General features: G+C 37.2%; 14 protein-coding genes and 1 pseudogene. 2 read left to right on the forward strand and 13 right to left on the reverse strand.

Annotated features, from left to right (window positions below; genetic code table 11):
• Positions 1 to 67: 67 nt before the first annotated feature.
• The 12 genes and pseudogenes from K3T81_RS18030 to glmS all read right to left on the reverse strand — a co-directional run bounded on the left by K3T81_RS18030 (position 68) and on the right by glmS (position 12703).
• Positions 68 to 504, reverse strand: a pseudogene (locus K3T81_RS18030) (N-acetyltransferase family protein).
• Positions 505 to 577: 73 nt separating this feature from the next.
• Positions 578 to 1138, reverse strand: a complete 561-nt coding sequence (locus tag K3T81_RS18035) for an AAA family ATPase (RefSeq protein ID WP_238022039.1) — start codon at positions 1136 to 1138, stop codon at positions 578 to 580.
• An 80-nt stretch (positions 1139 to 1218) separates the two neighbouring features.
• Entirely contained in the window at positions 1219 to 2334 is a 1116-nt protein-coding gene (locus K3T81_RS18040) for an ABC transporter permease (RefSeq protein WP_238022040.1), read from the reverse strand.
• Positions 2331 to 3215 carry an ABC transporter ATP-binding protein gene (locus K3T81_RS18045; protein ID WP_238022041.1) on the reverse strand — a complete coding sequence of 295 codons (885 nt, stop codon included), beginning with the start codon at positions 3213 to 3215 and terminating at the stop codon, positions 2331 to 2333. Before K3T81_RS18045 ends, K3T81_RS18040 begins: the two co-directional genes overlap by 4 nt.
• A gap of 30 nt (positions 3216 to 3245) precedes the next feature.
• Positions 3246 to 4484 carry an ABC transporter permease subunit gene (locus K3T81_RS18050; RefSeq protein WP_238022042.1) on the reverse strand — a complete coding sequence of 413 codons (1239 nt, stop codon included), beginning with the start codon at positions 4482 to 4484 and terminating at the stop codon, positions 3246 to 3248.
• Positions 4485 to 4757: 273 nt separating this feature from the next.
• Positions 4758 to 5021 (reverse strand): hypothetical protein, encoded by a 264-nt coding sequence (locus tag K3T81_RS18055; protein ID WP_161464745.1) that lies wholly within the window; start codon positions 5019 to 5021, stop codon positions 4758 to 4760.
• 966 nt (positions 5022 to 5987) lie between these two features.
• Positions 5988 to 6581, reverse strand: a complete 594-nt coding sequence (locus tag K3T81_RS18060; protein ID WP_238022043.1) for a serine hydrolase domain-containing protein — start codon at positions 6579 to 6581, stop codon at positions 5988 to 5990.
• A 432-nt stretch (positions 6582 to 7013) separates the two neighbouring features.
• Positions 7014 to 7211: a hypothetical protein gene (locus K3T81_RS18065; protein WP_238022044.1), complete on the reverse strand. Its 198-nt coding sequence runs from the start codon at positions 7209 to 7211 to the stop codon at positions 7014 to 7016.
• Positions 7212 to 7452: 241 nt separating this feature from the next.
• Positions 7453 to 7842: an RDD family protein gene (locus tag K3T81_RS18070; RefSeq protein ID WP_238022045.1), complete on the reverse strand. Its 390-nt coding sequence runs from the start codon at positions 7840 to 7842 to the stop codon at positions 7453 to 7455.
• A 557-nt stretch (positions 7843 to 8399) separates the two neighbouring features.
• A complete protein-coding gene (locus tag K3T81_RS18075; protein ID WP_238022046.1) occupies positions 8400 to 9254 on the reverse strand; it encodes an aldo/keto reductase in 855 nt (284 codons plus the stop codon).
• A gap of 500 nt (positions 9255 to 9754) precedes the next feature.
• The gene (locus K3T81_RS18080; RefSeq protein ID WP_238022047.1) at positions 9755 to 10516 is read right to left on the reverse strand and encodes a hypothetical protein; all 762 of its coding nucleotides are present in this window, start codon (positions 10514 to 10516) and stop codon (positions 9755 to 9757) included.
• A 384-nt stretch (positions 10517 to 10900) separates the two neighbouring features.
• Positions 10901 to 12703, reverse strand: coding sequence for a glutamine--fructose-6-phosphate transaminase (isomerizing) (gene glmS / locus K3T81_RS18085; protein ID WP_238022048.1), 1803 nt, complete (start codon positions 12701 to 12703; stop codon positions 10901 to 10903).
• A 507-nt stretch (positions 12704 to 13210) separates the two neighbouring features.
• Here glmS and K3T81_RS18090 point away from each other — a divergent pair.
• Positions 13211 to 13510, forward strand: coding sequence for a DUF2642 domain-containing protein (locus K3T81_RS18090; protein ID WP_238022049.1), 300 nt, complete (start codon positions 13211 to 13213; stop codon positions 13508 to 13510).
• A 32-nt stretch (positions 13511 to 13542) separates the two neighbouring features.
• Here K3T81_RS18090 and K3T81_RS18095 read toward each other — a convergent pair whose 3' ends face one another.
• A complete protein-coding gene (locus K3T81_RS18095; RefSeq protein ID WP_238022050.1) occupies positions 13543 to 14085 on the reverse strand; it encodes a DUF2812 domain-containing protein in 543 nt (180 codons plus the stop codon).
• 368 nt (positions 14086 to 14453) lie between these two features.
• On the opposite strand from K3T81_RS18095, the gene K3T81_RS18100 reads away from it, so the two are divergent.
• On the forward strand, positions 14454 to 14716 hold a 263-nt coding region (locus K3T81_RS18100; protein ID WP_238022051.1), incomplete at its 3' end, for a transposase.

The raw sequence follows: 14716 nt of genomic DNA on the forward strand, positions 1-14716 counted from the left end.
TAGATAACACCAAGCTTTAAGATAAACTAAAATTGCTGCTCCCAAACAAACGATGAAAGAAGTTTATTTATAATGAAATATTCATTGTAATTGTCCTGTTTTTAAAGCCGAGACTTTCATATATCTTAATTGCTGGATTTCCATCAAATACGCTTAAACGAATTTCGGAGTATCCTTCTTGTTTCAATTGTTCAACGCCTGTTTTAATCAATTGCTTTGAAATGCCTTTACCTCTGTATTCCTCTAAAACAAACAATTTATAAATAAATCCGATTGCCTTATCTGAAAACTGATCTTTGCTTCCTCCTATAAGAATCCAACCCGTTATTACATTGTTTTCAGTTGCTATTAAATAATAACTCCCCTTCTTAAAAGAGGTTCTACTAGTTGTTTTGCTTTCTCAATCGTTGGTTCTACTTCTCCTAAAGTTCCCTCAAATATCGCTTGGGGTGAATGTGCTAATATCTTTTCGATTTCAACCTCACTTGGTTTTCTTATTTCCATTTTTCAAGTCTCCCCATTCAAAAGCTTCCATCCTCGAAGATTTGTGATTTTTTATATTCTTCTCAGGCAACTTCTATAAATTAAACTCCCTCTTAACTAATTCTGCAACTTCCTCCGCACTCAAATTGGTGTTGTTGATCTTCATATAGTTCGGGAAATTGATCTCACCTTCTAAAGAATTCAATCTATAGCTCTCAAGTGAGCGCTTCAACTCATTTTCAGACCATTCAACATTCCTTTTTGAAGGCTTGTGTTCCAGCCTATTAGAGCTTTTATTACGTTGAATTCTCTCGTCCAGATCAGCTTCTAGTTCTACATAGTAGACTGTGGCCCCCTTGGACTCAAATAGCTGCGTTACTCTGTTTACATAATCCCAATCAGCTTGTAAATTAAACGCCCATAAGTATGTGAAAATCATTCCTTCCAAATTACTTTTTGAGACTTCTTCAAATATCTCTTGCCGAAATAAGTTTACTAATCTTTTCCCTTCTTTCGTGCCATAGTCAAAAAAATGATTGACCAATTCAATCGTCATGTGATTATGAAATAGTTTTAGGTCTGTTATCTTTGCTAACTCCTGCCCCACTGTCATTTTACCTACTGCTTGTGGTCCAGTAATAAGAACAAACTTCATATGCTTTCTCTCCTTAGCAACTTAATTAGATTTCAATATGTTATGAGTGAACTAACAGTAACAGACACACCATTCCACCCTTAATCAAAACTCTGCTTCATTCTCCATATGGAAATAACTAGTAACAGCAACGTCAATAACAAAGTAACGGGAATCCCTTGATAAAACAGCTCATTGTTCTGATACAGAATTGCTTCTTGAGGGAAAATGTATTGAAAGGGATTTACCCAGGAGAAAGGTGCCCAATTGATCAAATTTCCTAATTGATAGCCACCTGCCAGCGTTGCAACGATAGCTGCTAACGTGGCAAGTAAATGCTTAAACACTAAACTGTAAAACACATATAAAACCGTAACAAAAAGAAGCATGATAGCAAAAAGCAGGATAACATAAAGTATGTAGTCCATTGTAGGCATATAGAAGAATTGTCCCTCTTTCTCAATCAGTACTGGATAAGCAAATGAACCATCTGTCCCGAATAACTTTCCGACCAACATCCCGACGGCTATAACAAAGATAAAAGTAAAAAAGGAAATAGTAAGCGCACTAACATACTTACTCCAAAATAACTTTGCCCTGCTTAATGGTAATGTAAATAATAGACGAATAGAGTTATTCTCAAATTCTCTTGTCACAATTTCTCCAACAAGCAATAAAGCGATTAGTAAACCACCGTAATTAATGAATACATCAACCACTTGCTTTAGGAAGTTGGGAAAAGCTGTGCTATAGTTCTCATATTCCGGGGCAATCCCTAACTCTAATAAAGTATGGTTCCTGGCTAGTTTATAGGAGATATCATCTTCGGAAATAGGATAATCTTCGCCTGTCGCCTTATAATTGCGAATTGCAATTAATAGACTGTTTTCGATTGTTAAAGTCGATTTCCATTCCTCTGCTGTAAATGAATTAGCCAGCTCCTTTGCAAGATCCCACACTTTTAGGTTTAAGGCTTGTTTCCTCTCCGTCTCCTCATTGCTGCCGAAGCGTTCTATCTCATTTGTGTAGTTAAAATCATGAGAAGCACTCGTTTCTATAAATAAGGTGAGCTCTTTCATCTTTTGCTCTTGGGCGTAATCCGCAAATAAACTATTTCGAATGAATAAGAATGCAACAGAACAGAAAAGAATTAGAAGTATTACGAGAAACTTCTTCGTCCAAGCAATTTTCTTCAACTCAAATAAAAATACCCTCATTCCGAGTTGGTCCCTTCAAATAATTCCAAGTACCTTTTTTCAGCTCCAATTCGAATGATTTCCGTATCCTCAACTAGGATATTGTGTTGGTTTAAGAGGCTAATCACTTCTTGCAGTGACGTATGATTGTCATCAAATTCAATCTGTTCCTCCTCATTAACTTTAACAGGATAGGCGTTTTCTTCTAAAATGGCTTTTGCTTGGTCTATCTGGTTTACAGTTAGAAAATACTTTTTTGTATTATAGTCTTTCAATGATTCTTCTAAAATTCTTCCATCTTTCATAAAGTAAATCGTGTTCGTTAGCCGATCAATTTCATCTAAATTATGGGAAGAAATAATAATAGTGGTACCTTCTTCGTGCAACTCTAATAAGATCTTCCGCATATTAATGGCACTAGTAGGGTCTAATCCATTTATTGGCTCATCCATTAGCAATAACTTTGGACTATTTATGATCGCCATCGCCAAAAGGAGATGCTGCTTCATACCGAGCGAGAATTTTTGAATCCGTTTTTTCAAATAACGTTGCATACCAACCCGCTCTGCCACTTCTATTATTTTCGAATTAGGAAGCTTCATAACACTAGAAACGAATTTCAAATGGTCATATGCAGTTAAGTTTTCATAGAGAATTCGATTATCCTGTAAATATGCAATATCATAGAAAAGGGATGTATCCGTATAATCCTTTTCTAGCAGTTTAATCCTGCCACTATTAAAAGATAATAGATTCGTCATACAATTAAATAGAGTGGTTTTCCCCGAGCCATTTGGGCCGACTAATGCAACGATTTGGGGGTGATCTATTTCAAACTGAACCCCTTGAAGAATCCAGTCTTTTTTATATTTCTTTTTTAAGTTATCAACCTGGACAATCATCGGAATCCTCCTCATCCTACTAAACTAATACTACTTGGCTTTTCTTCTAAAAAGTAAGAAAGCAACGAGTATTATAATTAAACTGAAGATAAATAAACTTATAATACCGTTCCACATGGTGAAATTATAGTTCTCTGCGTTAAATGCGTATTCCATTGTAATAACTTCGGTAATATGAAAGTAATGAAAAGGATTAAATGGTGCAAGCTCTTGGGTTATTGCAATATCGGAACCGCTTAGTAGATAACCCGACCCCACTGTGATGATGGTAAGCACAATTGTCATAAACGTCTGCTTCAATAAAACAGAATATAAAAATAGCCAACTATAACAGAAAATCAATAAACTTAAAAAGAGTAGCAATGATAATAGAATAAAGTTTCCCATCTCTATAAATCGAAAAGAGAAATCAGGTTCGTAAATGAGGACAGGGTAGCCCCAGTCACCAAAACGGTCAAAAACAATTCCTAGTAAGGTTCCCCATAGGATTGTGGCAAATAATACAAAGAATGTTAAGAGAATAGTCGTTATCAACTTACTCCAGATAATTTTCCAGCGCTTCAATGGCATGGTAGCCAGGAAGTGAATTGGTCCATTTCGACCTAGACCTTCTCTTGTGATCATACTTCCAAAAAGGAATAAAAAGAAAATAGCCCCTCCAATGGTTAAGCCATTTTCAACAAGAAGAAATAAAAAATATATGGAAGACGAATCATACTTATTAAAAAATTCATATGCAATTTGTTCATCAATGGCTGTGTTGAACACCCTGTCATACGCCGTTATTTCTGAAAAACTATGTATAGGAAGGACAGGTTTTATGTGGTGTTCGAGAAGCCATTTGTTTTTTTCCATAACAACTTCATTTGTAAAGTGCGTAGGCCATGTGTAAACATTCTCCTCTGATTGAGACGGAAGTACTTTGACTGTTTCTTCAGAAGATGCTATTTCGTAACGGATAATATTCTCCCAATCATGATTTCTAGCAGATTCAGACAGCATATCGATCTCTTCCATTTCTCCCCGGAAAAATTTGATATCTTCTTTATTTGTAGCTCTATCCTCCTCTGTATTACTTAGCTCATCAATTGATAATTGATGGCTTGATTTTATGGCTTCGTTATTATAAATATAATCATCAACCCTTGCTGTATGAACGTAACTATAAATAAAGAAAAAGCTAACAAATGCGATTAATGCTAGTAGCATCATCATAAAATAGAGGATTTTGGTTATTTTTTTAAATTCAAATAATAACAAATCCTTCATAGAAATACCTCCTAGATCAAAAGCGCAAGCGACCGTTTAGAGACTTATGGACTGGACTGAGCCGCAGGAGATAAAGGAAACACGGCGACCGTAGGGAGCTGATGTTGACTTATCGTACGGAGGTGAGAGAAGTCGCGCTAGTCTCTGGGCGCTGAAGCTGGATGTGGCTGTTGCTGTCTAAGAACAATGTAACGCCAATTTTTATTCTTTCTTACCTCTGAACAAACCAGAGAAAAGATCCTGCAAATTGATTAAGGTATAGCCGAAATTCGTTTAGCTTACGACTGCTCGGAATGCATAATAGGCTCTCTTTGTCTCATTTTCATCCCAGATTACATGTATAAGATAAAAATGTGCTCCTTTTTCATCAGGAGCTGCAAATTTAATTAGGTCCCTATCTGTCTTGCTATCTACAATTTTCCCTTCTTCATCGCGAAGGCTAAATTGGATAACTTCCACTTTGTAAGGTTGAGCAGAGACTAACAATTTATCTCTTTCTACATACATATAGATTTCTAGTTCTTCTTCTTTATTCACTAATAACGGTGATTCGCTTGGAATTTCTTCTTTTGGATTTTTCGGTGCTAGTGCACAGTCTTCCTCTACACTTTCATTCCAACAGAAACCAATATTGCTTGGTGTAACAACGTCTGACTTACTAAGTATGGAAATATCTATTTTTTCATTAGCATTCTGGGGAACTAGTTCTTCATTGCCTGTTTCTTCTCCCGTTTCCTCAACTATTTCTTTTTCTTGCGATACTTCTTCATATTTTCTATAGGAACCGTTATTTTAGCATCTGTACAAGCCGTAACAATGAAAAGACTACCTAGTATGATGAATAGCTTTTTTATGGTGCTCACCTCATTTCTGGAGGGGAATATATTATAATTGGAAGTGTTATATTTATTTTAATAAAGATACTTTGTATAAAATGAAGTGTACTTAATTTTTGTAACTTTTGTTTATCTGTTTTACTTATTCTATACTTTACTGAAAAGACCTTTATTTTTTGTATAAATCTAGGGGATAGTTGGGGGAACTACTGAATAGTAGTTATTTCCTTTAATTAACTACTTACAAAAAATACCCTTTTACAGCTTTCACATTGTATAAAGGGTTAGATAAGCATGAATTAGCATCAATTCTTTATAGGTACTAAAAATGCATATACTTTTTTAAGGGAGACGAAAAAGCATTTACTGACTCCTGACATAAGTTAGTAGAAAGTCTTTTGAAATAGATTAAAGGTCTTTTTGCATCATCCTTTATACTGCTGGTAAAAACTGCAACCAATTGGTGGTAAGGTGCAACAATAATATACTGTCCTTCATATCCAGACGCTAAGAACATCCTCCCAATTCGACCATCGAATGTTTCATTCCACCAGTGATAAGCGTATGAAGTTGTACCATCAACTTTGACCTTAGGACCGGTAGATTCCTCAATCCAACGGTAGGGTACGATTTGTTTGGATTTCCATCTCCCCTTGTTTAAATATAGTTAGCCGATTTTTAACATATCCTCTGTTCTCAGCGTTAATCCAAACCCACCAATAGCTATGCCTAGAGCATCATGGTTCCAGTTATAATCTGTAATGCCAAGTGGCGTAAATAACCGCTTTCTGGCAAAGACTTCTGTGTTTAATCCGGTAGCTTTTTGTAAAATGGCACTTACCAAATGGGAAGAACCACAACTGTAAACCATCTCTTTTCCAGGAGGGTTATCAATAGGCTGATCAAGTACAAAGTTGACCCAATTTTTGCTTGGTATCATGCTACCATTACCCGGCCAATGTATTCCTGAAGTCATTGTAAGTAGATGCTTTATTGTGATCTTCTGCTTCTCTCTGGTATTATTAAGTTCCGGAAAATAATGATCAATTGGTGTGTTAACATTTTCGATATACCCCTTATCTATTGCTATTCCGACCACTATGGATAAAATGCTTTTTGTAACAGAATATATTTTATGTTGCTTTTCTTTCATTTTATTATTGCGGTAATATTCGACCATCCTAGTATTATCCCTCTGTACAAGAGCACTATTAATTTTGTCCTTTTTTAGTTGATTTTCAAATTTGGTTAAAGCGTTCATTTTCCTGGAAATCCTCCTTAGATATTTACCCAATAAATTTTCTATCTCAATTCAATAACGTATAGTGCAGATATAATTATAGTGAATTAGTATACGTTGTAGATGCTTCCATCAACAATCGCGCCCAATTACTGGATGCCTCTTTATTATTTCATCAAGTACTCTCATTCCAAGATTTTACCTATAATTCATAAATATGATGTCCGTCATAACCCTTTAAATTAAATTACCTATTTTGCCTACTTTAGGTTGCTATAATTCTAGTTCGATAAAGCTTGCGGTTTTCCTGTGTACGATATGAGATATCAGTTTAAGAGATTATTGTCAAAAATTCTGGGGTTTACTCGAACTGACCATACATAGAACAAACAATTAAGGAGTAGACAAGATTGTCTACTCCTTAATAACGACCTTATTAAATTAATAAATATATTACTCTCTTTTTTCATTTAATCGCCGACGAAATACTAAAGCTGAGACGGCGAAGATAATAAAAGCTACTGTTGAAGCAGCGTTAATCATCTTCAACATATTCCCTATTGGAGGTCTAAATAACTGTGAGACCGAAATTATTAAGACGCCACCAGTTAAACCCATTCCTAAAATTGAGATCGCCAAAAGTTTGTGCATCAAATCACCTCTTCAATACTTACGAATGATCGAAACAAGCTTGCTTCACCGATAGCACTAATACCAAGCACTGCAGCAAGATAAGATGCCACGGCCTATTCCCATCGGTTGAATTTCAGTTGAACTTTCTGCAAGCATCTCTTCAGCTGTGATATAGGCACGTTCGTTTAATTTTAGTATAATCGAACACTCAAAACTTTTTTGTTGTTAAGCAACTTTATTGCGACTTGACACTTATCTCTCAAAGTTCTTTCACTACAGTATTCGAAAAACGATCGTGAGTAAGTACCGCTCCATCCTGGCCTTCAAAGTTCTTAGGGTTTTTTAAGTAATCAAAAAAGCTCACAGTATCCCGATAACCCATCCGTTTTATAATTTGGCCAGATGTCAGCTCTGAACCCTCCTTGCTTTCGAGTTCTAGCCCCATTTTTTTGTAACCAAATGTTTGACCATTTCGGCGTAGCTGTCCATATTCAAGTGTCCACATTACGATGGATGGTGTTACTAGGGCGTGAATCGCTTCGCTTTTCACCTTTTTCCTTAGAAAATACTCTACACCAGCTGTTACAGCGCTTGAGATTGCCAAATCAATTAAAAATGCTTTTGTACGTTTTTTCGTAATAGATTTCATTAAAACCCTCCTATTTTTAACTGAACTCTTTTCTATTAGGATATTTTTAAGAGTTTCATTGTTTGTTAACTAAATCTTACTAACTATTCTAACACATTCTTGTTTTACTATTGGCTAAATGGTAAGGCGTAGCTACATTCCAATACAAGGTGTCCCAGTGCTTTACATATGTATTGGCAAATACGATGGGAAACGGTGGTAAATACCATGGTCGACTGGAAAATTTGATGACAGTAATCAGTTCTTATAAGTGCGGCATAAAAATATAGTTATTATTTATGAAGCAATTGATGAGATACACTGTTTATATATATAACATTAATCTCATTTAAATTAACCCTTTTTACATAATCGTGTTAACAGAACAATTTTAAAAATAAAAAGAGGACCTGTTTAAAGCAGACCCTCCTTTTATCTATTGTTCAAAAACTTCTAATTCAGATTTTCCAACCGAATATCTTATCAAAAACGACATTGTCTATATGAAACGAATACCTTAGTGGGGGGGGAGAGCAAAAATCCCCCCTGAAGTGAAGTTTCACTTTATAGCGCCCTGCCTACACATATTCGTGGTATTCGTTTGGGTCCTGCCCTTCTACTCGACCGTCTTCTCCTTTATCCAATGAATCAATTTTTTTAATATCCTCAGGTGCTAATTCAAAGTTGGTACTATTGAAATTATCTTCTTGATGTACTTGATTACTTGATTTTGGTATAGAGAATACGCCGGCTAGATAATTCCAATTTAAAATGATCTCTGCCGGGGTCTTATCGTACTTATCCGCAATTTCTTTAATTGTAGCATTTTCCAGCACGTCATTCAGATATCCTCGACCAAAAGGGCTCCAAGCTTCAGTAAGAATGCCCCGTTTTTTATTTTCTTCCACCATACGGTTATTATTAAAATACGGATGACGCTCCACCTGGTTTGTAGCAGGTGTCACACCTGTTGCTTCGATAATGTCGTCCAGATGTTTAGGTTCAAAGTTTGAAACGCCAATCGTTCTGATTAACCCTTGTTTTTGAGCATCCACTAAAGCCTTCCAAGCTTCCACATACTTGCCGTCCTTAGGATTCGGCCAATGAATTAAATACTTATCAAAGTATTGTAATCCAGTGCGGCGTAGTGATTCTTGAATAAAGATAAATGCTCTATCATATTCATGGTAGGCGCCGGGCAATTTCGTACTGACTAAAATTTCTTCTCTGGGCAGTGCAGACCGACGCACCGATTCACCGACAATTCCTTCATTATCATAGTTTGTTGACGTATCGATCAAGCGATATCCTATATTTAAGGCGTTTAAAATTTCAAACGTCCCCTGATCGCCATTAATACCAATCGTGCCTAATCCTACAAAAGGAAGCACTGCACCATCGTTTAAAGTAAAACCGTTATTATTTAAAGTCAAAATCTCATCTCCTATAAAAATTTTGCAATGTAATTTGAGAATGGAAAATAGATATTTTCATGATGTCCATAATTACAATACCCGAATTAAAAAAATCTTACACCAATCGGAGTTGATTTTAGGAAGTAGGACATCTTAGTCGTAGATTTTTTTATAAATCAACCGCCACAAGGTGACTAGATATTTAGCCATGAAAAAGAACCGAGAAAGCGCACCTCTGTACGTCTTGATCAATAACAATAAAGTTGTTTATTTTTAAAGCCGCAAATGCGCATTACACCACCCATTTTCTTGGCAAATGTGGGAATAAAGTTGTTTAATTATTGGTACTGTTACCTAATTGTTCTACAAAAAGGGCACAATAAAGTCGTTTAAAATATCATGCACTTTGGATAATTCAAAGGGTTATATGGTACATCTCAGTTTTATGTAGCTTTAAATACCTTACAAATTTTATATATACCGTAAGCAGAAGAATCCATTTTGAAAAAAGATTAATCTCAGTCTTTTTCTCTTGTAGGCAAGTCCAACTTATCCTGTTCTACTGCTGAATTAATAAACTCCATTGTCGAATAGCGAAAATTTGCATCAGGTTTAGGAATGGATGGGGGATGATCGATGAAGCTCAGCGAAATAGTCTTTTTCGTTGGTTGTACTTCCTCTTCTCCTTCCAAACTAACTGGGATTTCTGGAGAGTTATCTATTGGCATAATAACAGATAGCCATTCAATTCGCCCTCGAGGATCGCATTTCACTTCACAGGAAAGTATTTGCGTTGACAAGCCAACCATATTGTTCTCCAACGATTTTTTTGCTTGAGCACGTGCATCAGACGTGGGTTGTTCAGAAATATACCGTTGCATATTAATTGATAGCTGATAACGAGAAGTCCCTAGAGGTTTTACCTGGTCAACTCCCTGTAACCAAAACAGGGGCGCTAATGTAGATGAACCCCACCCTGTATCACCCGTTTCAAAGGCTGTCCATTCTTTTTCCCCACCATCAACTTCTAGCAAGTGGAAAATTTCACCTTGATGAAAAAGAGATATAATTTCGTTGTTATCCACCTGCCCTTCTTCCGGTTCAGAAGTTGGGAATCTAAATGAATCTTTACTTGTAGAGGAAACATTTTGAAAATCAGCAATCCCGTGACTACTACTAGATATTCCTGTTGCTAGTATTTCCAATTGAAAGTATGCACCTGGCTGGTTCAATGTTAAATCGATCGATTCACGAAGCTTTTGCAAACCCTTATTTGGCATAACTCACGACTCCCTTTTTTTATTTCACCATAGATGATTAGCTTATGCGTCCACCAAGTATTTTTCAATTCCCGCACAAATTATAAACTTCCCACTGAACATTCTTATAATAATAATAGCATAACGCAATAGATTAGAGTGTCTTTCTACTAGTTCATTCAATTCCTTCAAAGCATTTTTTCTTCTTTTGATCCTGTATTTAGCATTAGCCACGCAATCATCACCTCATAAGTTTAGCGCAATAAAAAACACACGTTTGATTACTATAATTGTAATCGATAACGTGTGTTTATTTAACAACTCTATTGTAAATTAAAGAACTTTATTTGTAATTAAACGACTTTATTGTCACTCAACACGTCTCTCGGTTCTTATTTTAATAACCTACTCTACCGTCACACTTTTAGCAAGGTTACGTGGTTTATCTACGTCACAGTCACGGTGTAGTGCTGCGTAGTAAGCCAACAACTGCATTGGTACAACACTTGCTAGTGGTGTTAGCAATTCATGAACATGCGGGATAACGAATGCATCTGTATCCTGCTCTAGTCCTTTCATGCTGAATACCATGGTGTTTGCTCCACGAGCAGCTACTTCCTGTACGTTTCCACGGATGGACAAGTTTACATTTTCCTGTGTTGCGATGGCAATAACTGGTGTGCCTTCTTCAATTAAAGCGATGGTACCATGCTTCAGTTCTCCACCAGCAAATCCTTCTGCTTGGATATAGGAGATTTCTTTTAGTTTCAGTGAACCTTCCTGACATACATGGTAGTCCGTGCTACGACCAATAAAGAATGCATTTCTTGTTGTGCCGAGGTTTTCTCGAACAAGTTCTTCAATGGCTTCTTTTTGATCTGTTAGGACTTCCATTGCGTTTGCAACAATCGCAAGCTCTTGCATTGGATCGAAGTCCAGTTCAAGTTCTTTTGCTTGTGCTGTATCTACTGCAAGAATGGCTAATACTGCAATTTGAGCAGTATATGCTTTTGTAGATGCTACCGCAATTTCAGGTCCTGCATATAAATTCAAAGTATAATCTGCTTCACGAGAAAGGGTGGATCCTGGCACATTTGTAATCGTTAGTGCTGGATGTCCCAATTCTTTAATTCTAACTAAAACGGCACGACTATCCGCTGTTTCACCACTTTGAGAAATAAAGACAAACAGTGGGTTTTCAGATAGTAATGGCATATTGTATGAGAACTCACTAGCGATATGAACCTCTACTGGGATATTCGCAAGTTTTTCGATGAACTCTTTCCCAACAAGTCCTGCATGATAACTCGTACCTGCAGCAATGATATAAATACGGTCACAAGCTTTCATTGCTTGGCGTACATCTGCATCAAGCTTCAGTTTGTTATCTTCTGTCTGGTATTCTTTAATGATTCGGCGCATTACGAAAGGTTGCTCATCGATTTCTTTTAACATGAAGTGAGGGTACGTCCCTTTTTCAATGTCACTTGCATCAATATGAGCTGTGTATGGGCTGCGTTCCACTACTGTGCCATCAAGCTTTTGTAGCTCGACACCGTCACGTTTAACAAGAACAATTTCTTTGTCATGGATTTCCACATACTGATTCGTAACCTTCAATGTCGCCATTGCATCACTTGCAACCACATTAAAGCCATCACCCAGACCTACAAGTAGTGGGCTTTTATTTTTAGACACATATAGTGTATCTTCATCTTCGTTATCAATTAGACCAATAGCATAAGAGCCTTTTAAAAGTTCCATTGCTTTACGGAATGCTTCGATAGTGCTACCAGTTTCAGCAAATAGCTTTTCTACAAGCTGTACAATTACTTCTGTATCTGTTTCACTAACAAAGTTTACATCCTGAAGGTATTCCTTTTTAATTTCTTGGAAGTTTTCAATAACACCATTATGAACAAGGGTAAATCTTCCAGACGTGCTACGATGTGGATGTGCATTATCTTCACTTGGCACTCCATGTGTCGCCCAGCGCGTATGGCCAATTCCCATTGTTGCATGAACAGAGTTATCTACGCGTTCACGAAGCGCAGCAATACGACCTTTTACTTTAAAAAGGTTAATTCCTTCATCATTTAGCACAGCAATTCCCGCTGAGTCATACCCGCGGTACTCTAGCTTCTCAAGTCCATTTAATAAAACGTCTTTTGTATCATTTTGTCCAATATATCCTACAATTCCACACATAATTAGTGGGCCTCCTTATACGTGAAAGGGGCAGACAAACAGACCAATATATTTTGTTATAGAGGAGCGTTTTACTGCCCCTTTCTCGTGTTTGTTGTATGTCATCCTGTTCCTTTTTCCTTTGTCCAATAAGTTACCTCACTGTTTTAAGAAAAAGCATAACGATTGGGATGTACAACCGGGAGGCATCCGCCGAAATATCGATAACCTCCGACCTCGTCAACTATTATTCCTCACCGTTCGGAAAATAGTCCTGGCGCTTTGTCGTTCCGTTTTCTAGCTATTCTCCTTTCTGTCTCAAAATCTTCCCACTGGAAATGGGTACACCACATTTTAACCTTTCCATTAATTGAAAGTCAATCATTATTTATGGTGTGAGATATTGTATGTCTTCTCCTTTCTTCCTGTTCATAATGGCATGGCCGTTCGCTAAAACAGATTAAAGCACAACAATCGCCCAGCTGTCATAGGTATAAATAAAAATATGTAGGAAGGGAGATGGGAAGAATGAAGCACGGGGACACCAATCAAATGCATATGGAGCAAAAGCCAATTGACCAGCCAGGCTATGTAAACCAAATGCCGGCAGTGCACACAGAAATTTATCCAATCAAGGCAGTGCCACAACCAACAGCTTATATGACACAGCTTGATCCAGTTTTTGTCCAGCATCTGAGTAGGCACCAAGGACAGCGAATGGCTTTGATGACAACAGCAGGAAGAATTGAAGGGGTAAATGCAGGAGTTGCAGTAGATCATATTCAACTAAATGTGGAAGACCGATCATTCCCAAATCATTTATTTTGAGGGGCTACTCGCTTCCTATCGGTAATGGCGGTCTACCAGAATGGCTTATTGCCTTTATACAGGTGGAGCGTGCAGTATGGGGCGATGGTCCAAAGTAATACAGAAATGATAAGTGTTACCAGCCAGAACGGGTTTGCTTCAATTGTTAGCATCCCATCAAAATATAAAGTAATGCCACTTAGCAGTAAGAAAAAGACTGTAGTTAAGGCGGCATAAGCTGTCATGCCTCCAAAAAGATAAAGCAAATTGCGGTTCCTTCTAATTAACCCTTCTCGAACAGGGAAGCTTTTACGATCCATGGTAGGTTTTTGCGTGCACAAAATATACCAATTTTTCTGTTGTATGGCTAATTCCCAGCCATCTTTTTGGAGTGGTAGGGATAGTGGATTCTTCTCTGCTCTTTCATAAGCAATATGGTAATGTACTATCGAGGAGGTTTCTTCCTTTTCAAATAAGAAAGAGCTAGTTACTGTTTGAATAGTGACCAATTGATAGCCATCTTGCGCCATACGGTCCAACCAGCTTTCCGTTTTCTTAATATCAAAGCTCCAGAACGGACGAAAGACTTTTTTCATAACCATCACCTCTCCCAGTCCTCTTTCTTTTATATTACTCAGAGAGATGGACAATTATGACAGCGTGGGTTGGAAGCGGGATGACTGGGCGGTGTGTAGGAGAGTGTTTCTGTTACCAAGAGCTATCCTATCGACCAAGTATGCCGTTCAATCAACCACAAGTGCTAATCTATCGATCAAGTATGCCGTTCAATCAACTATGAGTGCTTGCCTATCGACCAAGTATGCCGTTCAATCAACCATGAGTGCTTGCCTATCGATCAAGTATGCCGTTCAATCAACCATGAGTGCTTGCCTATTGAGGTTAGTCTAAAAAGTGGACATGTGAAAAGTGGTTTGTTTTATAATGAACTAAATAATAAAAGGACGTGTTCACTTTGGGGAAACAATATGATAAAGAGTACAAGGAATATGTAGTGAAATTAATTGTAGAGGAGGGAAGGAAGATAACAGATGTGGCTTACGAACTTGGCCTTTCGGCTTCCACACTGGGAAAGTGGGTAAAAAAACATAGAAAAGAAAAGCTACAGGGTGATCAATCCCAAGAGTATATAACGCCATCTGAGTATGAATCTATAAAGAAAGCCCACAAAAAAGAGCTTGAAAAGCTCCAAGAGGAAAATGAAATTCT

It is taken from the genome of Oceanobacillus jordanicus (genome assembly GCF_022095695.1).
Taxonomy (GTDB): Bacteria; Bacillota; Bacilli; order Bacillales; family Amphibacillaceae; genus Oceanobacillus_B; species Oceanobacillus_B jordanicus.

Coding starts and splice junctions, on each gene's coding strand:
- K3T81_RS18050 (WP_238022042.1), bottom strand. CDS start 4,484: ATGAAGGATTTGTTATTATTTGAATTTAAAAAAATAACCAAAATCCTC.
- K3T81_RS18070 (WP_238022045.1), bottom strand. CDS start 7,842: ATGAAATCTATTACGAAAAAACGTACAAAAGCATTTTTAATTGATTTG.
- K3T81_RS18065 (WP_238022044.1), bottom strand. CDS start 7,211: ATGCACAAACTTTTGGCGATCTCAATTTTAGGAATGGGTTTAACTGGT.
- K3T81_RS18095 (WP_238022050.1), bottom strand. CDS start 14,085: ATGAAAAAAGTCTTTCGTCCGTTCTGGAGCTTTGATATTAAGAAAACG.
- K3T81_RS18035 (WP_238022039.1), bottom strand. CDS start 1,138: ATGAAGTTTGTTCTTATTACTGGACCACAAGCAGTAGGTAAAATGACA.
- K3T81_RS18080 (WP_238022047.1), bottom strand. CDS start 10,516: ATGCCAAATAAGGGTTTGCAAAAGCTTCGTGAATCGATCGATTTAACA.
- glmS (WP_238022048.1), bottom strand. CDS start 12,703: ATGTGTGGAATTGTAGGATATATTGGACAAAATGATACAAAAGACGTT.
- K3T81_RS18060 (WP_238022043.1), bottom strand. CDS start 6,581: ATGAACGCTTTAACCAAATTTGAAAATCAACTAAAAAAGGACAAAATT.
- K3T81_RS18090 (WP_238022049.1), top strand. CDS start 13,211: ATGAAGCACGGGGACACCAATCAAATGCATATGGAGCAAAAGCCAATT.
- K3T81_RS18040 (WP_238022040.1), bottom strand. CDS start 2,334: ATGAGGGTATTTTTATTTGAGTTGAAGAAAATTGCTTGGACGAAGAAG.
- K3T81_RS18045 (WP_238022041.1), bottom strand. CDS start 3,215: ATGATTGTCCAGGTTGATAACTTAAAAAAGAAATATAAAAAAGACTGG.